Annotated in this window: 22 protein-coding genes and 1 riboswitch; of the genes, 17 read left to right on the top strand and 5 right to left on the bottom strand. The window is 70.0% G+C overall.

What is annotated here, in order from left to right:
* The first annotated feature begins 67 nt into the window (after nucleotides 1–67).
* From ctaC to OG389_RS10765, 4 genes are all read left to right on the top strand, one after another.
* A complete protein-coding gene (ctaC, locus tag OG389_RS10780) occupies nucleotides 68–1,042 on the top strand; it encodes an aa3-type cytochrome oxidase subunit II (protein WP_328298253.1) in 975 nt (324 codons plus the stop codon).
* The gene (gene ctaD, locus OG389_RS10775) at nucleotides 1,039–2,769 is read left to right on the top strand and encodes an aa3-type cytochrome oxidase subunit I (protein ID WP_328298252.1); all 1,731 of its coding nucleotides are present in this window, start codon (nucleotides 1,039–1,041) and stop codon (nucleotides 2,767–2,769) included. Before ctaC ends, ctaD begins: the two co-directional genes overlap by 4 nt.
* Nucleotides 2,766–3,164 (top strand): cytochrome c oxidase subunit 4, encoded by a 399-nt coding sequence (locus OG389_RS10770; RefSeq protein WP_328298251.1) that lies wholly within the window; start codon nucleotides 2,766–2,768, stop codon nucleotides 3,162–3,164. Before ctaD ends, OG389_RS10770 begins: the two co-directional genes overlap by 4 nt.
* Nucleotides 3,165–3,314: 150 nt before the next feature.
* Complete coding sequence (locus OG389_RS10765; protein ID WP_328298250.1) at nucleotides 3,315–4,562, top strand: L,D-transpeptidase; 1,248 nt, start codon at nucleotides 3,315–3,317, stop codon at nucleotides 4,560–4,562.
* A 117-nt stretch (nucleotides 4,563–4,679) separates the two neighbouring features.
* Here the strand turns inward: OG389_RS10765 and OG389_RS10760 are convergent, their stop codons facing one another.
* Nucleotides 4,680–5,081, bottom strand: a complete 402-nt coding sequence (locus OG389_RS10760; protein ID WP_328298249.1) for a hypothetical protein — start codon at nucleotides 5,079–5,081, stop codon at nucleotides 4,680–4,682.
* Between the two features lie 211 nt (nucleotides 5,082–5,292).
* Between OG389_RS10760 and ctaE the strand changes: the two genes are divergently transcribed.
* The 6 genes from ctaE to OG389_RS10730 all read left to right on the top strand — a co-directional run bounded on the left by ctaE (nucleotide 5,293) and on the right by OG389_RS10730 (nucleotide 12,577).
* Entirely contained in the window at nucleotides 5,293–5,913 is a 621-nt protein-coding gene (gene ctaE, locus OG389_RS10755; RefSeq protein ID WP_328298248.1) for an aa3-type cytochrome oxidase subunit III, read from the top strand.
* A 76-nt stretch (nucleotides 5,914–5,989) separates the two neighbouring features.
* Nucleotides 5,990–6,799 (top strand): cytochrome bc1 complex diheme cytochrome c subunit, encoded by an 810-nt coding sequence (gene qcrC / locus OG389_RS10750; protein ID WP_328298247.1) that lies wholly within the window; start codon nucleotides 5,990–5,992, stop codon nucleotides 6,797–6,799.
* Entirely contained in the window at nucleotides 6,796–7,854 is a 1,059-nt protein-coding gene (gene qcrA, locus OG389_RS10745) for a cytochrome bc1 complex Rieske iron-sulfur subunit (protein ID WP_328298246.1), read from the top strand. The genes qcrC and qcrA overlap by 4 nt, the downstream gene beginning before the upstream one ends.
* Nucleotides 7,851–9,479 carry a cytochrome bc1 complex cytochrome b subunit gene (gene qcrB, locus OG389_RS10740; protein WP_328298245.1) on the top strand — a complete coding sequence of 543 codons (1,629 nt, stop codon included), beginning with the start codon at nucleotides 7,851–7,853 and terminating at the stop codon, nucleotides 9,477–9,479. The genes qcrA and qcrB overlap by 4 nt, the downstream gene beginning before the upstream one ends.
* Before the next feature lie 215 nt (nucleotides 9,480–9,694).
* The gene (gene trpD / locus OG389_RS10735; RefSeq protein WP_328298244.1) at nucleotides 9,695–10,759 is read left to right on the top strand and encodes an anthranilate phosphoribosyltransferase; all 1,065 of its coding nucleotides are present in this window, start codon (nucleotides 9,695–9,697) and stop codon (nucleotides 10,757–10,759) included.
* A gap of 81 nt (nucleotides 10,760–10,840) precedes the next feature.
* A riboswitch (SAM riboswitch) is annotated at nucleotides 10,841–10,957 on the top strand.
* A gap of 234 nt (nucleotides 10,958–11,191) precedes the next feature.
* Nucleotides 11,192–12,577, top strand: a complete 1,386-nt coding sequence (locus tag OG389_RS10730) for an aminotransferase class V-fold PLP-dependent enzyme (protein ID WP_328298243.1) — start codon at nucleotides 11,192–11,194, stop codon at nucleotides 12,575–12,577.
* Nucleotides 12,578–12,636: 59 nt separating this feature from the next.
* On the opposite strand, the gene OG389_RS10725 is transcribed toward OG389_RS10730, so the two are convergent.
* From OG389_RS10725 to OG389_RS10715, 3 genes are all read right to left on the bottom strand, one after another.
* Entirely contained in the window at nucleotides 12,637–13,233 is a 597-nt protein-coding gene (locus OG389_RS10725; protein WP_328298242.1) for a dihydrofolate reductase family protein, read from the bottom strand.
* A gap of 133 nt (nucleotides 13,234–13,366) precedes the next feature.
* Nucleotides 13,367–13,648 carry an Lrp/AsnC family transcriptional regulator gene (locus OG389_RS10720; RefSeq protein WP_267760277.1) on the bottom strand — a complete coding sequence of 94 codons (282 nt, stop codon included), beginning with the start codon at nucleotides 13,646–13,648 and terminating at the stop codon, nucleotides 13,367–13,369.
* On the bottom strand, nucleotides 13,645–14,367 hold the full coding sequence (locus OG389_RS10715) for a rhomboid family intramembrane serine protease (protein WP_328298241.1): 723 nt from the start codon (nucleotides 14,365–14,367) through the stop codon (nucleotides 13,645–13,647). The genes OG389_RS10720 and OG389_RS10715 overlap by 4 nt, the downstream gene beginning before the upstream one ends.
* Nucleotides 14,368–14,483: 116 nt before the next feature.
* On the opposite strand from OG389_RS10715, the gene OG389_RS10710 reads away from it, so the two are divergent.
* The 7 genes from OG389_RS10710 to OG389_RS10680 all read left to right on the top strand — a co-directional run bounded on the left by OG389_RS10710 (nucleotide 14,484) and on the right by OG389_RS10680 (nucleotide 22,943).
* Entirely contained in the window at nucleotides 14,484–14,723 is a 240-nt protein-coding gene (locus OG389_RS10710) for a hypothetical protein (protein ID WP_008738811.1), read from the top strand.
* A gap of 40 nt (nucleotides 14,724–14,763) precedes the next feature.
* Nucleotides 14,764–16,128 carry an NYN domain-containing protein gene (locus OG389_RS10705; protein WP_328303663.1) on the top strand — a complete coding sequence of 455 codons (1,365 nt, stop codon included), beginning with the start codon at nucleotides 14,764–14,766 and terminating at the stop codon, nucleotides 16,126–16,128.
* A gap of 254 nt (nucleotides 16,129–16,382) precedes the next feature.
* On the top strand, nucleotides 16,383–17,411 hold the full coding sequence (locus OG389_RS10700) for a C40 family peptidase (RefSeq protein ID WP_328303661.1): 1,029 nt from the start codon (nucleotides 16,383–16,385) through the stop codon (nucleotides 17,409–17,411).
* A 237-nt stretch (nucleotides 17,412–17,648) separates the two neighbouring features.
* A complete protein-coding gene (locus OG389_RS10695) occupies nucleotides 17,649–18,704 on the top strand; it encodes a C40 family peptidase (protein ID WP_328298240.1) in 1,056 nt (351 codons plus the stop codon).
* Nucleotides 18,705–18,729: 25 nt separating this feature from the next.
* Nucleotides 18,730–19,884 (top strand): hypothetical protein, encoded by a 1,155-nt coding sequence (locus OG389_RS10690; RefSeq protein ID WP_328298239.1) that lies wholly within the window; start codon nucleotides 18,730–18,732, stop codon nucleotides 19,882–19,884.
* Nucleotides 19,885–20,063: 179 nt separating this feature from the next.
* Complete coding sequence (locus tag OG389_RS10685; protein ID WP_328298238.1) at nucleotides 20,064–21,206, top strand: glycosyltransferase family 4 protein; 1,143 nt, start codon at nucleotides 20,064–20,066, stop codon at nucleotides 21,204–21,206.
* A 120-nt stretch (nucleotides 21,207–21,326) separates the two neighbouring features.
* Entirely contained in the window at nucleotides 21,327–22,943 is a 1,617-nt protein-coding gene (locus tag OG389_RS10680) for a GMC oxidoreductase (protein ID WP_328298237.1), read from the top strand.
* A 33-nt stretch (nucleotides 22,944–22,976) separates the two neighbouring features.
* Here the strand turns inward: OG389_RS10680 and OG389_RS10675 are convergent, their stop codons facing one another.
* Nucleotides 22,977–24,773 (bottom strand): AMP-dependent synthetase/ligase, encoded by a 1,797-nt coding sequence (locus OG389_RS10675; RefSeq protein ID WP_328298236.1) that lies wholly within the window; start codon nucleotides 24,771–24,773, stop codon nucleotides 22,977–22,979.
* Nucleotides 24,774–24,893: the final 120 nt, after the last annotated feature.

Raw genomic sequence — 24,893 nt, 5'->3', positions numbered from 1 at the left:
GGCCGGCGACCGACCCGAATACGGCCGCGGCCGGCCGCGCGGGCCGAGACTCTCGGGAAGGCGCTACGTGAGTCCCTACGGCTCCGACCGCTCGCCGCGGCGCCCGATGCGGCGGAAGCTGCTGCAGGCGCTGACTGCGGGCACGGTTCTGGCGACCGCCACTGGTTGCTCGTACACATGGAAAAACTTCCCCCGCCTCGGATTGCCCACCCCGGTCACCGAGGAGGCGCCTCGCATCCTCTCCCTGTGGCAGGGGTCGTGGGCGGCCGCTCTGATCACCGGCATCCTCGTGTGGGGCCTGATCATGTGGAGCGTCATCTTCCACCGGCGCAGCCGGACCAAGGTCGAGGTTCCCCCGCAGACCCGGTACAACATGCCCATCGAGGCGCTGTACACCGTGGTCCCGCTCATCATCGTCTCGGTGCTCTTCTACTTCACCGCGCGTGACGAGTCGAAGCTGCTCTCCCTCTCCGCCAAGCCGGCGCACACGATCAACGTGATCGGCTACCAGTGGAGCTGGGGCTTCAACTACGTCGAGAACGTCGACGGCGACGCGGCGACCCCGAAGGCGGGCGAGGTTCCCAAGGAACTCGCCGCCATCCCGGACCGCTACACCAAGGACTTCCCGGCGGGCGCCGAAGGCGTCTACACCAAGGGCGTTCCCGGCGACCGGAACGAGCAGACCGGCAACCCGGGCCCCACGCTGTGGCTGCCCAAGGGCGAGAAGGTCCGCTTCATCCTGTCGTCGAACGACGTCATCCACTCTTTCTGGGTGGTGCCCTTCCTGTTCAAGCAGGACGTCATCCCGGGCCACACCAATGTCTTCGAGGTCACCCCGACCCATGAGGGCACCTTCATGGGCAAGTGCGCCGAGCTCTGCGGTGTCGACCACTCCCGCATGCTCTTCAACGTCAAGGTCGTCTCCCCGGAGGCGTACCAGGCGCACCTGAAGGAGCTCGCGGAGAAGGGCCAGACCGGCTTCCTTCCGGCCGGCATCAAGCAGACCGACCCGGCCCGCAATGCTGAGGTGAACAAACTGTGAGCATCCTCAACCAGCCTCAGGGTGCCGCCGCCGACTCGTACGAGAACGAGTTGCCGGTACGGAGCAAGCAGCCGGGCAACGTGGTCGTGAAGTGGCTCACCACCACCGACCACAAGACCATCGGCACGATGTACCTGCTGACGTCGTTCGTGTTCTTCATCATCGGCGGGATCATGGCGCTCTTCATGCGCGCCGAGCTGGCCCGTCCGGGCACGCAGATCATGTCGAACGAGCAGTTCAACCAGGCGTTCACCATGCATGGCACGATCATGCTGCTGATGTTCGCCACCCCGCTGTTCGCGGGCTTCGCGAACTGGATCATGCCGCTGCAGATCGGCGCGCCCGACGTGGCGTTCCCGCGGCTGAACATGTTCGCGTACTGGCTGTACCTCTTCGGTTCGACCATCGCGGTGGCCGGCTTCGTCACCCCCTCGGGTGCCGCCGACTTCGGCTGGTTCGCCTACTCCCCGCTGTCGGACGCCGTCCGCTCGCCGGGTATCGGCGCCGATATGTGGATCATGGGTCTGGCCTTCTCCGGCTTCGGCACGATCCTCGGTTCGGTCAACTTCATCACCACGATCATCTGCATGCGCGCCCCCGGCATGACGATGTTCCGCATGCCGATCTTCACCTGGAACGTGCTGCTGACCGGTGTCCTGGTCCTGCTCGCCTTCCCGGTGCTGGCCGCCGCGCTCTTCGCGCTGGAGGCCGACCGGAAGTTCGGTGCGCACGTCTTCGACGCGGCGAATGGCGGCGCCCTACTGTGGCAACACCTCTTCTGGTTCTTCGGCCATCCAGAGGTGTACATCATCGCGCTGCCATTCTTCGGAATCATTTCCGAAGTGATCCCGGTCTTCTCGCGCAAGCCGATGTTCGGTTACATCGGTCTGATCGCCGCGACGATCTCGATCGCCGGCCTCTCGGTGACCGTGTGGGCCCACCACATGTACGTCACCGGCGGTGTGCTGCTGCCGTTCTTCTCCTTCATGACCTTCCTGATCGCGGTACCGACCGGTGTGAAGTTCTTCAACTGGATCGGCACCATGTGGAAGGGCTCGCTGTCCTTCGAGACCCCGATGCTCTGGGCCGTCGGCTTCCTGGTCACCTTCACCTTCGGTGGTCTGACCGGCGTCATCCTGGCTTCGCCCCCGATGGACTTCCACGTCTCCGACTCGTACTTCGTCGTCGCGCACTTCCACTACGTCATCTTCGGCACCGTGGTCTTCGCGATGTTCTCCGGCTTCCACTTCTGGTGGCCGAAGTTCACGGGCAAGATGCTGGACGAGCGCCTCGGCAAGATCACCTTCTGGACGCTGTTCGTGGGCTTCCACGGCACCTTCCTGGTGCAGCACTGGCTGGGCGCCGAGGGCATGCCGCGTCGTTACGCGGACTACCTCGCGGCCGACGGCTTCACGCTGCTGAACACGATTTCGACGATCAGCTCGTTCCTGCTGGGCCTGTCGATGCTCCCCTTCATGTACAACGTCTGGAAGACGGCGAAGTACGGCAAGAAGGTCGAGGTCGACGACCCGTGGGGCTACGGCCGCTCGCTCGAGTGGGCGACGTCCTGCCCGCCGCCGCGGCACAACTTCCTCACCCTGCCGCGGATCCGCTCCGAATCCCCGGCGTTCGATCTGCACCACCCCGAGATCGCGGCCCTCGACCACCTTGAGGACCACTCCGTGGCCGCCAAGGCCGTCGCGGGTGGCAAGGAGGCCGGCAAGTGAAGATCCAGGGCAGGATGTTCCTGTGGCTCGCGGCCTTCATCCTGATCATGACCGTCGTGTACGGCGTGTGGTCCAAGGAGCCGGTCGGCACCACCGCGCTCGCGCTGGCCTTCGGCCTGAGCGCCATGATCGGCTACTACCTGGCCTTCACGGCCAAGCGTGTCGACGAGATGGCCCAGGACAACCTGGAGGCCGACGTCGCCGACGAGGCGGGCGAGCTGGGGTTCTTCTCCCCGCACAGCTGGCAGCCGCTCTCGCTGGCCATCGGTGGCGCCTTCGCCTTCATGGGTGTCATCTTCGGCTGGTGGCTGATGTACTTCTCGGCGCCGCTGATCCTGATCGGTCTGTGGGGCTGGGTGTACGAGTACTACCGCGGCGAGAACCAGAACCAGTAGCCGCACCCGTGCCGCCGCCCGCCGCGCCGGCACGATGTGAGGCCGCAGTGTGAGACCAGGGGCCCGGACACCTCCAATGGAGGAGTCCGGGCCCCTCGTTTGCAGTCATTCGGCGCGCCGTAATTGCCATATCTTCATAGCGTTGACCCCATGAACCAGTCACCGCGTCTTTGGACGGTAATCGGCTGCTCCCTGCTGGTCGCGTCCCTCGGGGCCGGCGCCACCGCATGCGGGTCGGGCGACGACAACCCGCTGTCCGCCCGCCCCTACGACGCGGGCGACCAAGTCGCCCTCAACCAGTCCTCCGGCAGTCGCCCGGTCGACCCGGACCGCCCCCTGGAGGTCACCGCCAAGAGCGGCGACGGCCGGATCACCGACGTGAGCGCCGTGGACACCCACGGCCGCCGCCTCGCGGGCGAGTTGTCGGCCTCCGGCGACCGCTGGCACAGCACCGTCCCGATGGCCGCAGGCGTCCGCTACACGGTCCTCGTGAGCACCGAGGACGAACGCGGTGCCCCCGGGCAGCGCACGCTCGCCTTCGACACCACCCCGGCCAAGAAGGTCCTCAAAATCGAGTTCGGCCCGGACGAGGGCAAGTACGGCGTCGGACAGCCCCTCACGGCCACGCTCGACGAACCCGTGAAGGACAAGGCCGCCCGCGCTGTCATCGAGCGGGGTCTGGTCGTGGACGCGCCGTCCGGCGTCGTGGGCTCCTGGTACTGGGTGGACGACAAGACGATCCACTACCGCCCCAAGGAGTACTGGCCGGCCAACACCACCGTGTCCGTACGGAGCAACCTGGAGGGCGTCAAGATCTCCGACGATCTGCACGGGGCCGCGGCCAAGCCGCTGAAGCTGGAGATCGGCGATCGCGTCGAGGTCACCACGGACGCCTCCTCGCACTACCTCACGTTCAAGCGGAACGGAGAAGTGATCAACACCATTCCGGTGACCACCGGAAAGCCGGGCTTCTCCACCCGCAACGGCGTCAAGGTGGTGCTCGGCAAGCAGTACTACGTCCAGATGCGCGGTGACACCGTGGGCATCGGCGGCAGCGAGTACTACAACCTGCCCGTCTACTACGCGACTCGCGTCACCTGGAGTGGTGAATACGTCCACGCCGCGCCGTGGTCCGTCGGCTCCCAGGGCTCCGAGAACGTCAGCCACGGCTGCACCGGCATGAGCACGGGCAACGCCGCCTGGTTCTACGAGAACATCTCCGAGGGCGACATCGTCAAGGTGATCAACAGCATCGGCGACGACATGGACACCTTCGGCAACGGCTACGGCGACTGGAACATGGCCTGGAAGGAGTGGCGCGAGGGCAGCGTCCTCCTCAAGGGCACCCAGGAGGGCCGCAGCCCCGTCGACCAGGCGCGCCTGCGCCCCCAGGTGTAACTGCCGGGACAGGAGCGCCGGGAGGGACCGCTACCGGGGCACGGGGACCCGTACAGTCCGTACGGGTCCCCGTGCCCCGGTATGCGTCGGTAAGGGCTCTGCGGGCCGTACAGGCCGTTACGCCGCCGGGGAGAGCCGTACGCGCAGGAGACCCGCCAGGGCCTCCGCGAAGTCCACCGGATCCACCGGAAGGGTGACGGCGGCGTCCGCCCGACTCCAGGTGGCCAGCCAGGCGTCCTGCGGACGGCCCATCAGGAGCAGTACGGGCGGGCACTGGAAGATCTCGTCCTTGATCTGCCGGCACACGCCCATGCCCCCGGCCGGGACCGCCTCGCCGTCCAGCACGCACACGTCGATCCCGCCCGCGTCCAGCTCCTTGAGGACGGCGGGGAGGGTCGCGCACTCCAGGAACTCCACCGGCGGCAGGTCCGCGGCCGGCCTGCGACCGGCCGCCAGCCGCACCTGCTCCCGGGTGCCCGAGTCGTCGCTGTAGACCAGAACCCGCGCAGTCGCCCGCATTTCGTTCCTCCACGTGTCCCGTGACTCACGTTGATGTTGCGCGGGATGCTACTCCGTCCGACCCGGTGTCAACATCGGTTCGCACAGCCTCGCCCGCGGAGGTCCGTCCGACGCGCGACGGGCGATCTGATGGGCCGTTCGGGCCTTGCACACGCCCCTGACACTCCGAACGGCACCCCCCGGGGTGAGGGCGGGATAAGGGACCGACATAATGTCGGTCGTGGCGACAGCAACGACAGTAGATACCGGGCACGCGCACCCGACGGTCAACAGGCCGAACCTCGTCAGCGTCGGAACCATCATCTGGTTGAGTTCCGAGCTGATGTTCTTCGCGGCCCTCTTCGCGATGTACTTCACCCTGCGATCCGTGACAGGAACCGAGTACTGGACAGAACAGGCTTCAAACCTGAATCTGCCCTTCTCGGCGACGAACACGACGATCCTGGTGCTTTCCTCGCTCACCTGCCAGCTCGGCGTATTCGCCGCCGAGCGCGGTGACGTGAAGAAGCTCAGGTCGTGGTTCATCATCACGTTCGTCATGGGTGCGATCTTCATTGGCGGCCAGGTGTTCGAGTACACCGAGCTGGTCAAGCACGAGGGCATCTCCCTCTCGTCCGGACCGTACGGATCGGTGTTCTACCTGACCACCGGCTTCCACGGGCTGCACGTGACGGGCGGTCTCATCGCCTTCCTGCTGGTCCTCGGCCGGACGTACGCGGCCAAGAGGTTCACCCACGAACAGGCCACGTCGGCCATCGTCGTGTCCTACTACTGGCACTTCGTCGATGTTGTCTGGATCGGCCTCTTCGCGACGATCTACCTGATCAAGTAGCGAACACGTCGCCGGGCCCGGCCCGGCACTCCATCCAGACTCACCGACGCAGAAGATCCTGACACCGGGGTAATCCGTGAAAAAGCTCTCCGCACGACGACGCCATCCGCTGGCGGCGGTCGTCGTTCTACTCTTCGCGCTGGCGGTCACTGGGGGGCTGTACGCCGCCTTCGCGCCCGCGGGCAATGCGAAGGCCGACGAAACCGCCCAGTCCCTCGCCATCGAGGAGGGCAAGAAGCTCTACGCCGTCGGCTGCGCAAGCTGCCACGGAACCGGCGGTCAGGGTTCCTCTGACGGCCCCAGCCTGGTAGGCGTCGGCTCCGCGGCCGTCGACTTCCAGGTGAGCACGGGCCGCATGCCCGCCCAGCAGCCCGGCGCCCAGGTGCCGAAGAAGCCCGTCATCTACAGCCAGGCGCAGACCGACCAGCTGGCCGCGTACATCGCGTCCCTCGGTGCCGGTCCGATCACGCCGACCGAGAAGAACTACGACCCGGCGGGCGCCGACATCGCCAAGGGTGGTGAGCTGTTCCGCAACAACTGCGCGCAGTGCCACAACTTCACCGGCGAGGGCGGCGCGCTGACGAACGGCAAGTACGCCCCGAACCTCGAGGGCGTCGAGCCGAAGCACATCTACGAGGCCATGCTCACCGGCCCGCAGAACATGCCCTCCTTCCCGGACAGCACCATGCCGGAGAAGCAGAAGAAGGACATCATCGCGTACCTCCAGAACGTGAACGGCGAGAAGTCGACCAGCCCCGGTGGCCTCAAGCTCGGTGGCCTCGGCCCCGTCTCCGAGGGCCTGTTCGGCTGGGTCTTCGGACTGGGTGCGCTGATCGCTGTCGCCGTCTGGGTCGCGGCCCACACCGCTAAGGCCAAGAAGTCATGAGTAGCCAAGACATTCCCGAAGAGAAGCACCTGCCGAGCGAGCAGGGCGACGCGCACCACGGTGGCGTAGCGGTTGCGGACGACCCGTTCGCGGACCCGGGTCTCCCGGTCCACAGGCCGCGCATCCAGGACATCGACGAGCGGGCCGCGAAGCGGTCCGAGCGCACGGTGGCCATGCTGTTCACCCTGTCGATGCTGGCCACGATCGGTTTCATCACCTCCTTCGTGGCCCTGCCCGTCGACAAGATCGTCTACATCTTCCCCATCGGGAAGGTGAGCGCTCTGAACTTCGCGCTGGGCATGACCCTCGGCGCGGCCCTCTTCTGCATCGGCGCGGGCGCGGTCCACTGGGCCCGCACCCTGATGTCCGACGTCGAGGTCGCCGCGGAGCGCCACGAGATCGCGGCCCCGGCCGAGGTCAAGGCGCAGGTCATGTCGGACTTCGCGGACGGTGCGCGCGAGTCGGCCATCGGCCGCCGCCCGCTCATCCGCAACACGATGTTCGGTGCGCTGGCCCTGCTGCCGCTCTCCGCCGTCGTGATCCTGCGCGACCTGGGCCCGCTGCCCGAGGACAAGCTGCGCAAGACGGTCTGGGCCAAGGGCAAGCTGCTCATCAACACGAACACCAATGAGCCGCTGCGTCCCGAGGACGTCGTCGTCGGTTCGCTGACCTTCGCCTCGCCGGAAGGCCTGGAGGAGGACGCGCACGACTTCCAGACCCAGATCGCCAAGGCCGCCCTGATGATCGTCCGCATCAAGCCGGAAGACATCAAGGACAAGCGGGAACTGGAGTGGTCCCACGAGGGCATCGTGGCCTACTCCAAGATCTGCACCCACGTCGGCTGCCCGATCAGCCTGTACGAGCAGCAGTCGCACCACGTGCTCTGCCCGTGCCACCAGTCCACCTTCGACCTCTCCGACGGCGCCCGAGTCATCTTCGGCCCGGCTGGTCACGCGCTCCCGCAGCTGCGGATCGGCGTGAATGACGAAGGTTTCCTCGAGGCGCTCGGCGACTTCGAAGAGCCCGTCGGTCCTGCATTCTGGGAGCGCGGATGAGCACTGCCTCAGACACCAAAGAGCGCAAGGCCCCGGCCGGCGAGCGTGTAGCCGACTGGGCCGACGGCCGGCTGGGCATCTACAGCCTCGCCAAGTCGAACATGCGCAAGATCTTCCCGGACCACTGGTCCTTCATGCTGGGTGAGATCTGCCTCTACAGCTTCATCATCCTCATCCTCACGGGTGTGTACCTGACGCTGTTCTTCCACCCGAGCATGAACGAGGTCGTCTACCACGGCTCGTACGTCCCCATGCAGGGCGTCACGATGTCCGAGGCGTTCAAGTCGACCCTCGACATCAGCTTCGACGTCCGCGGCGGTCTGCTCATCCGGCAGATCCACCACTGGTCGGCGCTGATCTTCGTCGCGGCGATGCTCGTGCACATGATGCGCGTCTTCTTCACCGGCGCGTTCCGCAAGCCGCGCGAGGTCAACTGGATCTTCGGCTTCCTGCTGCTGGTCCTCGGCATGTTCACCGGTTTCACCGGTTACTCCCTGCCGGACGACCTGCTCTCGGGCACCGGTGTCCGCTTCATGGAGGGCGCGATCCTGTCCGTGCCGGTCGTCGGCACGTACCTGTCGTTCTTCCTCTTCGGCGGCGAGTTCCCCGGCGGCGACTTCGTGTCCCGGTTCTACTCGGTCCACATCCTGCTGCTGCCCGGCATCATGATGGGCCTGCTGGTGGCCCACCTGATCCTGGTCTTCTACCACAAGCACACCCAGTTCGCGGGCCCCGGCAAGACGGAGAAGAACGTCGTCGGCATGCCGCTGCTGCCGGTCTACATGGCCAAGGCCGGAGGCTTCTTCTTCCTGGTCTTCGGTGTCATCGCGGCCGTCGCGGCGATCGCCTCGATCAACCCGATCTGGGCGCTCGGCCCGTACCGCCCGGACCACGTGTCCACCGGTGCGCAGCCCGACTGGTACATGGGCTTCTCCGAAGGCCTGATCCGTGCCATGCCGGGCTGGGAGATCAACCTGTGGGGCCACACCCTCGTCCTGGGTGTGTTCGTCCCGCTGGTGATCTTCCCGCTGATCCTGGTCGCGATCGCGGTCTACCCGTTCATCGAGTCCTGGGTCACCGGGGACAAGCGCGAGCACCACATCCTGGACCGCCCGCGCAACGTCCCGACCCGTACCGCCTTCGGTGTGGCCTGGCTGACGTGGTACGTCATCCTGCTGATCGCCGGTGGAAACGACATGTTCGCGCAGTACTTCCACCTGTCGATCAACTCGATCACCTGGTTCGCCCGGGTCGCGTTCTTCGTCGGTCCGGTCGTCGCGTTCATCATCACCAAGCGCATCTGCCTCGGCCTCCAGCGCAGGGACCGGGACAAGGTGCTGCACGGTCGCGAGACCGGCATCATCAAGCGCCTGCCGCACGGTGAGTTCGTCGAGGTCCACGAGCCGCTCTCGCAGGGCAAGCTGCACACGATCACCTCGTACGAGCAGTACCAGCCCGCCGAGATCGGCGTGACGGTCGACGAGAACGGTGTCGAGCGCAAGGTGAAGGCCGTGGAGAAGCTCCGCGTGAAGCTCAGCAAGGGCTTCTACGGGGAGAACAACCAGATCCCGAAGCCTTCGGCCGAGGAGTACAAGGAGATCCAGAGCGGCCACGGCCACCACTGATCTCCCGCGTCACCGCTTCACACGCTTCATGATTCACGCTGCATGCATGACAGCTTGAGGGACTGATTTCGGTCAGTCCTGGTGTCGCCACGGCGAGAGCCCCGTCCAGTGTCTGGACGGGGCTCTTTGCCGTCTCCTGGGCTGGATAGGCTGAAGCCCTTCCCATTCGACGTGGGCCCCGGCATCGGACGGCCGACCAGCAGCAGGAGCGGACCATGAACGTTGTGACCCCGGCAGGCGGCGACAGCGTGGCGGCCCGTGGCTGGCCGGGTGTCCTGGACGCCCTGCTGACCGGCCGGGACCTCAGCGCCGACGACACGGCCTGGGCGATGGACCGGATCATGCGCGGGGAGGCCACCGACGCCCAGATCGCCGGCTTCGCCGTCGCGCTGCGGGCCAAGGGCGAGACGGTCGCGGAGATCAACGGCCTGGTGCGGGCCATGTACGAACACGCCAACCTGATCGAGGTGCCGGGCCGGACGGTGGACATCGTCGGCACCGGCGGCGACGGCGCCAAGACGGTCAACATCTCGACGATGTCAGCGGTCGTGGTGGCCGGTACGGGCGCCAAGGTGGTCAAGCACGGCAACCGGGCCGCGTCCTCCGCCAGCGGCTCCTCGGACGTCCTGGAGAAGCTGGGCGTCAACCTCGACCTCACCCCCGCGCGGGTCGCGCAGGTCGCCGAGGAGGCCGGGATCACCTTCTGCTTCGCGGTGAGGTTCCACCCGGCGCTGCGGCACGTGGCGGCGGCCCGCAAGGAACTGGGCATCCGGACCACCTTCAACTTCCTCGGCCCGCTCACCAACCCGGCGAAGGTACGGGCCCAGGCCACCGGTGTGGCCGATGCCCGGATGGCCCCGATCGTCGCGGGCGTACTGGCCGAGCGCGGTTCCTCGGCGCTGGTCTTCCGCGGTGACGACGGCCTGGACGAGCTCACCACCACGGCGACCTCCAAGGTCTGGTGGGTCCGCGACGGCAAGGTCGCGGAGCAGACCTTCGACCCGCGCGACATCGGCATCCCGCTGGTGGACGTCTCCGCGCTCGGCGGCGCGGACGCCTCCTACAACGCGGACGTGGCCCGGCGCCTGCTGGCCGGCGAGACCGGCCCGGTCCGCGATGCCGTCCTGCTGAACTCCGCGGCGGCGCTGGTCGCGCTGGACCCGGGTGCGGGGACGCTGGAGGAGCAGCTGGCGGCGGGCGTGGCCCGGGCGGCGGAGTCGATCGACTCGGGCGCGGCCCGGGCGGCGCTGGCGCGGTGGGTGGCGGCGAGCAACGCCTAGGCCGGATCCGGCCAAGATCCCCGGTCCGGCATGTGGACCGGGGTCTTGCGCCCGGAGGATCTTGTGGCAGGATGCTCCTCAGGTCACGAGTGACAGCGTTTTGGCCCCGGCTTGCTGTCCGGCAACCCTCCTTCCGTGGCGGGGTGCCCCGGGTGATGACCAGGTCGTAGGCAGTGAGGCCTACGGCAAGCGCGGATCCCTCGACACCAGGGGTCCTGGTCTCTCGAGGAGCGTTTTCCGTGAGCAAGCGAATGCGATAGGGCGAATCCGCCCCTTCTTCACCCCTCGGAACAGGGTCCTTTCGGCGTACCCGCACATCTGCGCACGCCTCCCCGCCCTCCGAGGCAATTCCCGTACCCCGAACGGCCGCAGAGCCGTATCCGCGTACGGGCACGTCGAAGCCATTCAGACCGCCTGCCGGGAGATACCGCCATGTCCGCAACCCTGAACGCCGCTGCCACCTCCGCCGACGCCACCGTCGACCCCGCCTGTGCCGAGCCGCTGCCGGTCCTCGGCCGTGACGTCACCGTCCCGCTCGTCACCGGCGGCGAAGTCACCTACGCCGCCCTCGACTACGCGGCCAGCGCTCCCGCCCTGCAGCGCGTCTGGGACGACGTGGCCGCGTACGCCCCGTACTACGGCAGCGTGCACCGCGGCGCCGGTTACCTCTCGCAGCTCTCCACCGACCTCTTCGAGCAGAGCCGCGTCACCGTCGCCGAGTTCCTCGACTGCCGTCCCACCGACCAGGTGATCTTTACCCGGTCCACCACCGACTCCCTGAACCTGCTCGCCGCCGTGGTGCCGGCCGACTGCCAGGTGTTCGTCTTCGAGACCGAGCACCACGCCTCGCTGCTGCCGTGGAAGGACGCGCAGGTCACCTACCTCAACGCGCCCCGCACCCCGGCCCAGGCCGTCGAGACCCTGGAGCGGGCGCTCGCCGACCGCGACCCCTACGGCCCGGCGCTGGTCTGCGTCACCGGCGCCTCGAACGTCACCGGTGAGCTGTGGCCCGTCAAGGAGCTCGCCGCCGCCGCGCACGCCCACGGCGCGCGGATCGTGCTGGACGCCGCCCAGCTGGCCCCGCACCACCCGGTCTCCGTGCAGGAGCTGGACGTGGACTGGGTCGCCTTCTCCGGCCACAAGCTCTACGCGCCCTTCGGCTCGGGCGTGCTCGCCGGCCGCTCGGACTGGCTGCAGGAGGCCGAGCCGTACCTGGCCGGTGGCGGTGCCTCCCGCAAGGTGGCCCGGCGCGAGGACGGCGGCGTGGACGTGGAGTGGCACACCACGGCGGCCCGCCACGAGGCCGGCTCCCCGAACGTCATCGGCGTCTACTCCATCGCCTCCGCCTGCAAGGCGCTGAACGAGGCCGGGTTCGACAGCCTCGTCGCCCGCGAGCGGCAGCTCATCGCCAAGGTCAGGGACGGTCTGGCGGACGTCCCCGCGGTGCGGATCCTCTCCCTCTTCGGTGACGACGCCCCGCGGGTCGGCGTCATCTCCTTCGTGGTGGACGGCTGGAACAGCTCCCACTTCGCCGCCGCGCTCTCCGCCGAGTACGGCATCGGCGTCCGTGACGGCCTGTTCTGCGCCCACCCGTTGGTCCGTACCCTCCTGGGCAGCGAGCCGCAGGCCCAGGGCGAGTGCGGAGCCCCGGAGGCGGCCCCGGGGGAGCGCTCGCTCAACGCGATCCGCGTCAGCTTCGGCGCCGGTACCCCCGACGAGCACGTCGAGCGCTTCGTCCGCGCCGTCAAGGAGCTCGTCGAGGACGGTGCGAAGTGGAAGTACCGCACCGAAGAGGGCCGCTGCGTCCCGGCGGTCTGACCGCCGGGCGGGGGGAAGACCGCCGCGGGAACCCCGGCGACGGGAGGGCCCCGGCGGCGCTACGCCCGGGCCACCGGCCGGTACGTGCACACCTGCGTGCCCGTGGACGCGGTGACCGACGAGACCAGCTCCAGGGTCCGCAGACCACCGTCCTCGGGGAAGATCGACTTTCCGCCGCCGAGCAGCACCGGCATGACCATGAGTCGCAGCTCGTCGACCAGGCCCTCGCTCAGCAGCGTCCGTACCAGCGTGGGGCTGCCCATGACCACCAGGTCGCCGCCCCCGGCCGCGTGCAGCTCGCGGATCCGGGCGACGGCCCCGGAGCCGGGGATGAGGGTGGTGTTGTTCCACGTCAGGTCCGAGTCGCCCAGGGTGCCGGACACCACGTACTTGGCGATCGCGTTCATCCGGTCCGCGAAGGGATCACCGGCCCGCCCGGGCCAGGCGGCGGCCATCGACTGCCACGTACGGCGGCCGAACAAAAGTGCTCCGGCCTTGGCGGTCGCCTCGGCGAAGGCGCCGCCCACCACCTCCGCGTCGAAGAACGGGTGCGACCAGCCGCCGTGGGTGAAACCGCCGTCGGTGTCCTCATCGGGCCCACCGGGCGCCTGCACCACGCCGTCGAGGCTGATGAACTCGCTGATGACGATGCGCATGGGGGTCTCCTCGGTATCGGGCGCGGTGTTCGCACCGGGTCCACGGCAGTACAGACCGCGTCCCGGCCCGGAACTCATCGCGACGCGCGGCACCGGACGTGTGACCTGGAGCACGCCACCCCTCTGGCGGGACCTACGCGTCCAGGCCGATCGCGAACGCCGCTTCGAGGTCGTGCTGGGAGTAGGTGCGGAACGCCACGTGCGTGTCCGTGGCCTCCACGCCCGGGATCTTGCTGATGCGGCCGGGGATGATGTCCGCCAGGTCCTCGTGCCGGGACACCCGGACCAGCGCGATGAGGTCGTACGTACCCGTGACGGAGTAGACCTCGCTGACGCTTTCCAGCGCGGCGATGGCCTCGGCGATCTCGGGGATCCGGTCCACGCTGGTCTTGATGAGCACGATCGCGGTGATCACGGTTGGCTGTCTCCCTCGCCGGCAGTCACTGGTCGCCTCACTCTAGTCCCACGCCGGTAGCGGACCCACGCGTAGAGGAAGCCCACCGAGAAGCCCACCACGTGGGCCAGATAGGCGACTCCGGGCCCGCTCGCCGCCCGGTGGGCCGCCAGCCACTGGAGGGCGAACCAGAACATCAGGACGATCCACGCCGGGAACCGCAGGGGCAGGAAGAACAGGAACGGGAACAGGCTCGTCACCCGCGCCCTGGGGAACAGGCACAGGAAGGCCCCCAGGACCGCGGAGATGGCACCCGAGGCCCCGACCAGGGTCTGGTCCGAGGAGGCGTTGGCCGCCGCGTACGCCGCCAGGGCCAGGTAACCCGTACAGACGTAGAAGCCGAGGAACCCGGCCCGGCCCATGCGCCGCTCCGTCATCCCCCCGAAGACATGGAGGAAGAGCATGTTGCCCAGCAGGTGCAGCCAGCTGCCGTGCACGAAAAGGGCGGTCAGCGGGGTGAGCGCCGCCCGGCCGGAGCCGGTGAACAGCTCGTCGGGGACCACGCCCCAGCGCCGGAAGTACGCCGTCCCGTTGACCAGCAGCTGATCGCCCGTCCCGTAGACCGGGTTCAGCCCCGAGGCCGGACTCAGCACGAACACCACGCAGCAGCCGGCGATCAGCGCGTGGGTGACCACCGGGCCCCGGGCGGCCTCGCGTAGGGCCTGCCACCTTACGATCATGCGACTGAGCATGACCGAACCGGGCCCACCCGCGAGCGCGGCAGGCCGTAGGGTTACGAGCTGTGCACGACCCGTATGACACAGCCCCGTACGCGATAGAAGGAGAGAGCGGCCTGATGACGGTTCCCCTGCCGACCGACACCACCCGGTGGCGCTGCACCCTGTGCGGCAATCTCACGCGTTTCGACGTCACCCGCTCGTCGAAGGTCGTGGAGTACGTCCACCTGGACCTCGCCGGGGAGCCCAAGGTCGAAGAGCGAGAGGTGGTCAATGAGACCATCGAGTCGGTGCGCTGCCGCTGGTGCAACGCGGTGGACCAGATCGAGCTCGTGGACAGGCCGGGCGCGGACTCCTGAGGGAGCCCCGCCCGCAGGTTAATGACGGTAGGGGTGACGGATTGTGGAGCCAGCAAGCGGCCCTGAGCCGGCCGACGCGGCCGGCGATGCCGCCGAGGTGCTCGACCGCCCGCTGCCGGAAGGCGTGCGGCGCCGGGTCGTCGCGCTCGTCTCGGACGCCTTCGGCGGGCTGACGGTCGCGGACCTTCCGGCGCAGCTGCGCCAGTACGCCCGGTTCACCCCGACCCGGCGCGCCAAGTTCGCGGGCAACGCCATGGCGACGGCCGTGGAGAGCGACCCCGTCTTCCGGGGCCGGGTCGCCGAGAAACTCCGCGAGGCGCAGGCCGACCTGGCCGCGGCGCTGGAGTCGGGCGCCCCGCCCGCCGCCGCCGATCCGCTGGACGTGGCGGCCGCCGCGTACGTCCTGAGGCCGGCCGGCTGGGTCAAGCTGGTCGCCGCCGCCGGTGAGGAGGCGCAGCGCGCCGACGCCGAGCGGGTCGACGAGGAGGCCCGCCGGGAGCTGGACCGGCTCCGCGAGGAGCTGGCCCACGTTCGGGAACTGCAGCGCGCGGGCGTCGACCAGGTACGGGCCGAGCTGGAGGCGGTGCGCAAGGAAGCGGAATCGCTTCAGCGCAAGCTGCGCAGCGCCCTCAGCGACGTCAAGCGGGGCGACGCCGCCCTGCGCAAGGTCAACGCCGAGATCGACGGCATCCGCGCCGAGTCGGCCGCCCGGGTGACCACCGCGGAGAGCGAGACCCGGCGGCTCAAGTCCCGCCTCGCGGAGGTGGAGTCGGCGCTGGAGACCTCGCGCCGGGCCACCCGTGAAGGACGCAGCATCGAGGACATGCGGCTGCGGCTGCTGCTGGACACCGTGCTGGACGCCGCCGCGGGACTGCGCCGGGAGCTCGCGCTGCCGCCGGTCTCCACGCGGCCCGCCGACACGGTGGAGGCGGTGGAGCCGGGCCGGATGACCCCGAAGGACATCGCGGCGCGCGCGCTGTCGGAGACCGACCCGGCCCTGCTGGACCAGTTGCTGGCGCTGCCGCAGGCCCATCTGGTGGTCGACGGCTACAACGTCACCAAGACCGGCTACCCGACGATGCCGCTGGAGAAGCAGCGGCTGCGGCTGCTGGGCGGGCTGTCGATGCTCGCCGCGCAGACGGGCGCCGAGATGACCTGTGTCTTCGACGGGGCGGAGCTGGCGGCACCGGTGCTGCTCGCGCCGCCGCGCGGGGTGCGGGTGCTGTTCTCGAAGGCCGGGGTGACCGCGGACGAGCTGATCCGCCAGCTGGTGCGCGCCGAGCCCCCGGGCCGGCCGGTGGTCGTGGTTTCCACGGACCGGGAGGTCGCCGACGGGGTGGCCAAGGCCGGGGCGCGACCGGTGACGTCCGCTTTGTTGCTCAAGCGGCTTTCGCGCGTTTCGTAACTGCTGGCCTGAATGCCGGAATTGGTAGGGGTTCCTCGGAACATACCGTCAAGTCCTCGGCACAGAGCGTGTGCTGTAGGTAAAGAAGCTGGTCGGAGAGGAATTTTTTGCCCAGGAGGATTTGAACTGATCACAGAAGGGTCACTAGTGTCAGGTCAAACCTTCGTGCGGTAGTTCACTCATTCGGGGTGGCGGCGGAGGTGTCGCCGAGCTTGCGTTCCTTCGGCGGCTCCAGGAAGAAGGAGCTCGCCTTCGTGGCGTCCCACCGTCGACCCAAGCAGCCGACCCGCACTCGCGTGACCGTGCTCACCGTCACCGCGGCCGCCGCCGTGGCCCTCTCCGGCCAGGCCGCCAACGCCGCGCCGGCCAAGCCGAGCAAGGACGAGGTCAAGAGCAAGGTCGACGCGCTCTACGAAGAGGCCGAGCAGGCCACCGAGAACTTCAGCAAGGCCAAGGAGCACCAGGACAAGCTCGAGAAGGAAATCGGGCAGCTCCAGGACCAGGTCGCCCGCGGCCAGGAGGAGCTCAACACCCTGCGCGGCACCCTGGGATCGATGGCGAGCGCGCAGTACCGCAGCGGTGGCATCGACCAGTCCCTGGCGCTCTTCCTGTCGGCCGACCCGGACAGCTACCTCGACAAGGCCTCCACGCTGGAGCAGCTCAGCGGCAAGCAGGTCGAAGCGGTCCAGAAGATCCAGGCCAAGCAGCGCAGTCTCGCGCAGCAGCGTCAGGAGGCCGCGGGCAAGCTCACCGACCTCGACGCCACCCGCAAGGAGCTCGGCGAGAAGAAGAAGGCCTCGACCGACAAGCTCGCCGAGGCCCAGGCCCTCCTCAACACCCTGACCGCCCAGGAGCGGTCGCAGATCAAGGACGAGGACACCCGCGCCAGCCGCGGCGAGGGCGAGCGCGTCGACCTCGGCAACGTGAAGCCCTCCGGCCGCGCCGGAGCGGCGCTGGCCGCCGCCCAGACCAAGCTGGGCAGCGCGTACGTGCCCGCCGCGACCGGCCCCAACTCCTTCGACTGCTCGGGCCTGACCCAGTGGGCGTACCGGCAGGCCGGCGTCAAGATATCGCGCACCACGTTCACGCAGATCAACGACGGCACCCGGATCGGCAAGAGCCAGCTCCAGCCGGGCGACCTGGTGTTCTTCTACGGCGACCTCCACCACGTCGGCCTGTACGCGGGCAACAACACGGTGCTGCACGCCTCGAACCCGCGCGGCGGCGTCAAGTACGAATCGATCAACAACATGCCGTTCCAGTTCGGAGTGCGCGTCGGCTGACGTCCCCCTCCCGGGACGCGCCGCACACCGCCCATCCGGGCGAATTCCGAGCCCCCGCCGCGACCACACGCCCCGCCGGTGACCTGCGTCTCCGGCGGGGCGTCACTGTGCGTGCCCGCCGGAGGTCGTTGGCCGGTACCCTCCGGCGCGGCTACTGTCTGCCAGCGCGGAGCCCCGGCACACGGCCGTCCACGGTGGGCGGACCCGGTCCCGCGCAGCGGAAGGGAGCGGTTTCACGTGGCGTCCCATCGCCGGTCCGGGTCCAGCGCCCTCGACCGGAACACTAAGGTCACCGTCCTCACCGCCGCCGCGGCGGGAGCCGCGGTCGCCATGACGGGCGCACCCGCGAGTGCCGCCCCCGGCCTCCCGCAGGAGCCCTCCGGGGGCTCCCGCGCCCAGGTCGACCAGCTCTTCGAGGAGGCCGAGCAGGCCACCGAGCGCTTCAACCAGGCGGGTGAGAAGGCCGGCCGGCTCCGGGCCGAGGTCGGCCGGATCCAGGACGCGGTGGCCCGCGGCCAGGACCGCATCAACACCATGCGCGGGGTGCTCGGTGCCTACGCCGGGGCCCAGTACCGGGCGGGTGGCGTCGACCCCGCCGTCGAGCTGATGCTCTCCGACGACCCGGACGACTACCTCGCCAAGGCCGCCGCTCTCGACCGGCTGACCGGCCGCCAGACCCGCCGGCTCGACGAACTGCGCTCCGAGCAGCGCAGGCTCGGTCAGGAGCGCCAGGAGGCCTCCCGCAAGCTCTCCGAACTCGACACCTTGCGCGCCGAGGTGGCCAGGGAGAAGCGCGCCGTCACCGCCAAGCTCGCCGCGGCCCGCCGGCTGCTGAACTCGATGCCCACGCAGGAGCGCGCCGACTTCGAGCGGGCCTCGCGCTCCGGCGGCCGCCCCGACGCCCTGCCCGACCTCTCCGAGGTCCCCTCCTCGCCGGGCGCCTCCTCGGGCCGTGCCGCGACCGCCGTGATGGCCGCCCGCTCGGCCGTCGGACGGCCCTACGTCTGGGGTTCCACGGGCCCCTCCGGCTTCGACTGCTCCGGGCTGATGGTGTGGTCGTACCGCCAGGCCGGTGTGGCCCTGCCGCGGACCTCGCAGGCCCAGCGGTACGCCGGGCAGCGGGTGCCGCTGTCCCAGGCGCGCCCGGGGGACCTGGTGACGTACCGCTCGGACGCCAGCCACGTCGGCATGTACGTCGGCAACGGCCAGGTGGTGCACGCCCCCTACCCGGGTGCGCGGGTGCGGTACGACCCGGTCGGGATGATGCCGGTGTCGTCGGTGACCCGGCCCTGAGGGCCGCTCTGCGTACGATCGGGTGATGTTCCCGGGCCTGGGCCGTCCCCGTCGTCTCCTCCTGCGCGCACTGGCGCTGGTGCTGCTGTGCGTGCCGCTCGCCGGATGCGACTCCGGATCCGCGACCGGCCCGGGGTCCCGCCCGGTGAGCGTCACCGAGCGGGAGGTCCGGCAGGCCGTCGCCGCCTGGTCGGCGGCCCCGCCCGGGGCGCTCGCCGCGATTCCGCTGGAGGACTGGTCCTACGAGGTCTCCTCGGTCCGCACGGAGGGCGTACGGGCCTTCGCGCGCGCCGAACTGCGCTACCGGCTCACCGGCTACGACGCGGCCCCGGCCGGATCCGCCCGCGAGGTGGAACTCGCCCGCGAAACCGGGACCTGGGGGGTGGTGGCCGACCGGCCCGCCCCCGGCGCCCCGCCCCAGCTGTGGGACCAGGGCCCGGTGACGGTGGAACGCGGAGCCCACTGCCTGGTGCTCGGGGGCGAGGGGCAGGGCACCGGCGCGCTGTCCGCGATCGCCGCCGAGGCCGACCGGGCGGTGCCCGCCGCGAGCGCCGCCTGGCCGGGCCCGTGGGCGGGCAAGGTGGTGGTGCTGGTCCCCGGCTCGCTGGACGCCATGGCGGCGCTGCTGGGCCGGCCCGCCGGCGAGTACCGCGGCCTGGGAGCCGTCACCACGGGGCGGACCGGGGCCGGCCCCGCCCCGGCGGACCGGGTCGTCGTCAATCCGGAGGGGTACGGGCAGCTCTCCGCGGAGGGCCGCCAGGTGATCCTGACCCACGAGACCACCCACGTCGCCACCCGGGCGGCCACCACCGCGAAGACCCCGCTGTGGCTCTCCGAAGGCTTCGCGGACTGGGCGGCGTACCGCGGCAGCGGCCGCACCCCGGCGCAGGCCGCGCCGGCGCTCGCGCGGGCGGTGCGCGAGGGGGACCTGCCGGGCGCGCTCCCCGCGGACGGGGCCTTCGCCTTCGGCGGGGACGCGGAGGCGCTGACGCGGGCCTACGAGGGCTCCTGGCTGGCCTGCAGGCTCATCGCGGGCCGGTGGGGCGAGGCGGCGCTCGTCTCGCTCTACGAGCGGGCCGGGCGGGAGTCCCTGCCGGCGGCGCTGACGGAGACCCTGGGCACGGACCCGCCCGGCCTCACCCGGGCCTGGCAGCAGGAACTGACCCGGGAGTTCCGCTAGAGCCGGCCGGCCCGGGACGTCCCGCTGCCACCCGGGCGTCACCGTCGCACGCGCGCAAGCCCGCACGTGACCGCCGGGGTCCGGGGCGGAGCTCCGGGGGCCTTCGGCGCAGCACCGCCCCGCAGGGCCCGGCAGGCCCCGGAGTTCCAGGGAGGCGGCTCCGGTAGGGTCGCGAAGCGATGCACAAGACGCTGATCGTGACCAACGACTTCCCGCCGCGGCCGGGAGGCATCCAGGCCTTCCTCCACAACATGGCGCTGCGGCTGGACCCCGAACGGGTCGTCGTCTACGCCTCCACCTGGAAGCACTCGGCTGAGGGCCGGGCGGCCACCGCCGCCTTCGACGCGGAGCAGCCTTTCCAGGTCGTGCGCGACCGGACGACGATGCTGCTGCCCACCCCGCGGGTGACCCGGCGGGCGGTGGGCCTCCTGCGCGAACACGGCTGCGAGTCGGTGTGGTTCGGCGCGGCGGCCCCGCTCGGCCTGATGGGCCCGGCGCTGCGCCGGGCCGGCGCCCGGCGGATCGTGGCGACCACGCACGGGCACGAGGCGGGCTGGGCGCAGCTGCCGGGAGCGCGGCAGCTGCTGCGGCGCATCGGCGAGGGCACCGACACCCTGACCTACCTCGGGGAGTACACGCGTTCGCGGATCGCCTCGGCCCTGACGGAGCGGGCGGCGGCGCGGATGACGCAGCTCCCGCCCGGGGTGGACGAGAAGACCTTCCACCCCGGGTCGGGGGGCGCCGAGGTACGCGCCCGGCTGGGCCTGTCGGACCGCCCGGTGGTGGTGTGCGTATCGCGCCTGGTCCCGCGCAAGGGCCAGGACACGCTGATCGGGGCGATGCCGCGGATCCTGGCGGCGCTGCCGGACGCGGTGCTGCTGATCGTGGGCGGCGGACCGTACGAGGCGGACCTGCGGGCGCTGGCCACCTCGACCGGGGTCGCGGACTCCGTCGTCTTCACGGGAGCGGTCCCGTGGTCCGAACTGCCCGCCCACTACGGGGCCGGGGACGTCTTCGCGATGCCCTGCCGGACCCGGCGCGGCGGGCTGGACGTGGAGGGGCTGGGCATCGTCTACCTGGAAGCCTCCGCGACGGGCCTGCCGGTGGTCGCGGGCGACTCCGGCGGAGCCCCGGACGCGGTTCTGCACGGGGAGACGGGCTGGGTGGTCCCCGGCGGCGACCCGGCGCAGGCCGCGGACCGGATCGTCGTCCTGCTCCAGGACCCTGCCCTGCGCGCCCGCATGGGCGAGCGCGGCCGTGCCTGGGTCGAGGAGAAGTGGCGCTGGGACCTCCTCGCGGAGCGCCTGCGCGAGCTCCTCTGAGGGGCTGCCCGACGGCCCCCGGTACCACAAGGGGTGCGGACCGGCCATGGCTGACTGTCACTCAGATGTGTGTAAGCACCGACTCTGGGGGTATGGGCGGATCCACCCCATCATGCCGCCATGACACCAAACCTGACGCGTCGTCACCTGCTTGGTCTCGGCGCCCTCCAGACCGCGGCGGCCCTCGGCTTCACCCGCATCGGCCTGCAGTCCGCGGCCGCCGCGGAGCCGGCGGCCGCCACGTACGCCCCCGCCATCGTCGTCGGCTCCGGATACGGGTCCGCCGTCGCGGCGCTCCGCCTCGGGCAGGCCGGAGTGCGGACCGTCGTCCTGGAGATGGGCCGCCTCTGGGACACCCCCGGGTCCGACGGGAAGGTCTTCCCCTCCACCTCCGCGCCCGACCAGCGCTCCATGTGGTTCCGCAATCGCACCGAGGCCCCGCTCGCCCAGTTCCTCTGGCTCGACGTGGTCAACCGCGACATCAGCCCCTACCCCGGCGTCCTGGACCGGGTGAACTACGGCGACATGTCGGTGTACGTGGGCCGCGGCGTCGGCGGCGGCTCCCTCGTCAACGGCGGCATGGCGCCCACGCCGAAGCGCTCGTACTTCACCGAGGTCATGCCGCGGGTCAACGCCGACGAGATGTACGGCACCTACTACCCCCGCGCCCGCGCCATGCTCGGCGTCAACGACATCGACCCGTCCTGGTTCGAGTCCACCGAGTGGTACCGCTTCGCCCGGATCTCCCGCAAGCACGCCCAGAACGCCGGACTGAGGACCACGTTCGTCCCCAACGTCTACGACTTCGAGTACATGAAGCGCGAGGCCGCCGGCACCGCCACCAAGTCCGCGCTCGCGGGCGAGGTCATCTACGGCAACAACCACGGCAAGAAGAGCGTCGACAAGACCTACCTCGCCGCCGCGCTGGGCACCGGCAACGTCACCATCGAGACCATGCAGCGCGTCGTCGGCGTACGGCCGGACCCGGCGGGCGGGTACGTCCTGACCGTCCGCACCAGCGACCTCACCGGCCAGGTCACCCAGGTCCGCGAACTGGCCTGCAAGCAGCTCTTCCTCGGCGCCGGCAGCCTCGGCACCACCGAGATCCTGCTGCGCGCCCGCGAGACCGGCACCCTGCCCGCGCTGAACGACAAGGTGGGCCTCGGTTGGGGCCACAACGGCAACGTCATGACCGCCCGCGCCAACCACCTGTGGGACACCGTCGGCGCCAACCAGGCCACCATGCCCGCCCTGGGCATCGACGACTGGGACAACGCCTCGAACCCGGTCTTCGCCGAGATCGCCCCGCTCCCGATGGGATTCGAGCACTGGATCTCGATGTACCTGGCCATCACCAAGAACCCGGAGCGCGGGCGCTTCACCTACGACGCGGCCAGCGACTCGGCGAAGCTCCAGTGGACCCGGGACCAGAACACCCCGTCGGTGCAGGCCGCCAAACGCCTCTTCGACCGGGTCAACCGGGCCAACTTCACCATCTACCGCTACGACCTGTTCGGCGACAACAAGAATTTCGCCGACAACTTCACCTACCACCCGCTGGGCGGCTGCGTCCTCGGGGACGCGACCGACGACTACGGCCGCGTCAAGGGCTACCAGGGCCTCTACGTCACCGACAGCTCGCTGATCCCCGGATCGCTCGGCGTGAACCCCTTCGTGACCATCACCGCCCTCGCGGAGCGGAACATGGCGCGGGTCCTCGCCGAGGACCCGCGCTGATCACCGGTCTCCGGCCGCGGCTCACCAGGCCCGTCAGCCCCGGTAGAGGGCTTCGATCTCGTCCGCGAAGTCCTTCGCCACCACATTCCGCTTCAGCTTCAGCGAAGGCGTGATGTGGCCCGACTCCTCCGTGAACTGGGAGGGCAGAATGCGGAATTTCCGCACCGATTCCGCCTTGGAAACCGCCGCGTTGCCGTCGTCCACGGCCTTCTGGACGGCGGCGACGAGGTCCGCGTCCTCGCGCAGCTCCGCGGCCGTCACACCGGCCGGCTTGCCGTGCTCCGCGGCCCACCGGCCCAGGAACTCCTCGTCGATGGTGACCAGGGCGGCCACGAACGGCCGGGCGTCGCCGACCACCATGCACTCCGCGACCAGGGCGTGCGCCCGGATCCGGTCCTCGATCACCGCGGGCGCCACGTTCTTGCCGCCCGCCGTGACGATGAGCTCCTTCTTGCGCCCGGTGATCGCGAGGTAGCCGTCCTCGTCGAGCGTGCCGACGTCGCCGGTGTGGAACCAGCCGTCGGTCAGCGCGTCGGCCGTGGCCGTCGGATTGTTCCAGTACTCCTTGAAGATGTGCTCGCCGTGCAGCAGCACCTCGCCGTCGTCGGCGATGCGCACCACGGAGCCCGGGAGCGGCTGGCCGACCGTACCGATCTTGGTCTTGTCCCACGGGTTGAAGGCCGTGGCCGCGCAGGACTCGGTCAGTCCGTAGCCCTCCAGCACCGTGAAGCCGATGCCGCGGAAGAAGTGGCCGAGCCGCTCGCCCAGCGGGGCCCCGCCGGAGATCGCGTACTCGCCGCGCCCGCCGAGGACCGTGTGCAGCTTGCTGTAGACCAGCTTCGAGAAGACCTTGTGCTTGATCTTCAGACCGAGGGACGGACCGCCCGGGAGGTCCAGCGCGCGGCTGTAGGCGATCGCCGTCTCGGCCGCCGCGTCGAAGATCTTGCCCTTGCCGTCGGCCTGGGCCTTGGCGCGCGCCGAGTTGTAGACCTTCTCGAAGACGCGCGGCACGCCGAGGATCAGCGTGGGCCGGAAGGACTGCAGCTCGTCGGTGAGGTTCTTGATGTCCGGTACGCAACCCAGCCGGATCGGCGCCAGCACGGCCGCCACCTCCACCAGGCGTCCGAAGACGTGCGCGGCCGGCAGGAACAGCAGGACGGAGCACTCGCCGGTCCGGAAGAGCGGACGCAGCCGGGCCACGATGTTGCCGCACTCGGCGAAGAAGCTGCGGTGGGTCAGCACGCAGCCCTTGGGGCGGCCGGTGGTGCCGGAGGTGTAGACGATGGTGGCCGGGTCGTCGGCGTTCGCCAGCGAGCTGCGCGCGTCCACCTCGGCCTCGGTGACCTGCTCGCCGGCCGCCTTCAGCGTCTCCAGCGCACCCTGCTCGATCTCCCAGACCTCGCGGAGCTCGGGCAGCCGGTCGCGCAGGGCGGCCACGGTCGCGCTGTGCCCGGGGAGCTCGGTGATGACGGCGACGGCGCCGGAATCGCCGAGGATCCACTGGATCTGTTCCGGGGAGCTGGTCTCGTACACGGGGACCGTGACGGCGCCCGTGCTCCAGATGGCGAAGTCGAACAGCACCCACTCGTAACGGGTGCGGGAGATCAGGGCGACCCGGTCGCCGGGCTCGATGCCGGCCGCGATCAGTCCCTTCGCGGCGGCCCGGACCTCGGCGAGGAACTGGGTCGCGTTGACGTCCTGCCACTGGCCGTCGACCTTGCGCGCCATGACGGCGGTGTCGGGATGCTGAGCGGCATTGCGGCGGATGAGATCCGTCAGGTTCCCGTCCGACGGGACCTCGTACAGGGCCGGAAGGCTGAACTCGCGCAAGACTGCTGCTCCTCTGGGCGCCATCGCCACCATGCGGACCGACCGGACGTTACCCACCGGTAGTGGGTTCCGGATAGAGGGAACCGGCCAGATGTTCCCTGCGTCACACACGACGGCCGT

Source organism: Streptomyces sp. NBC_00435, assembly GCF_036014235.1.
In the GTDB taxonomy this organism is placed as follows: domain Bacteria; phylum Actinomycetota; class Actinomycetes; order Streptomycetales; family Streptomycetaceae; genus Streptomyces.
This window is presented reverse-complemented; position numbering and strand designations above follow the sequence as displayed.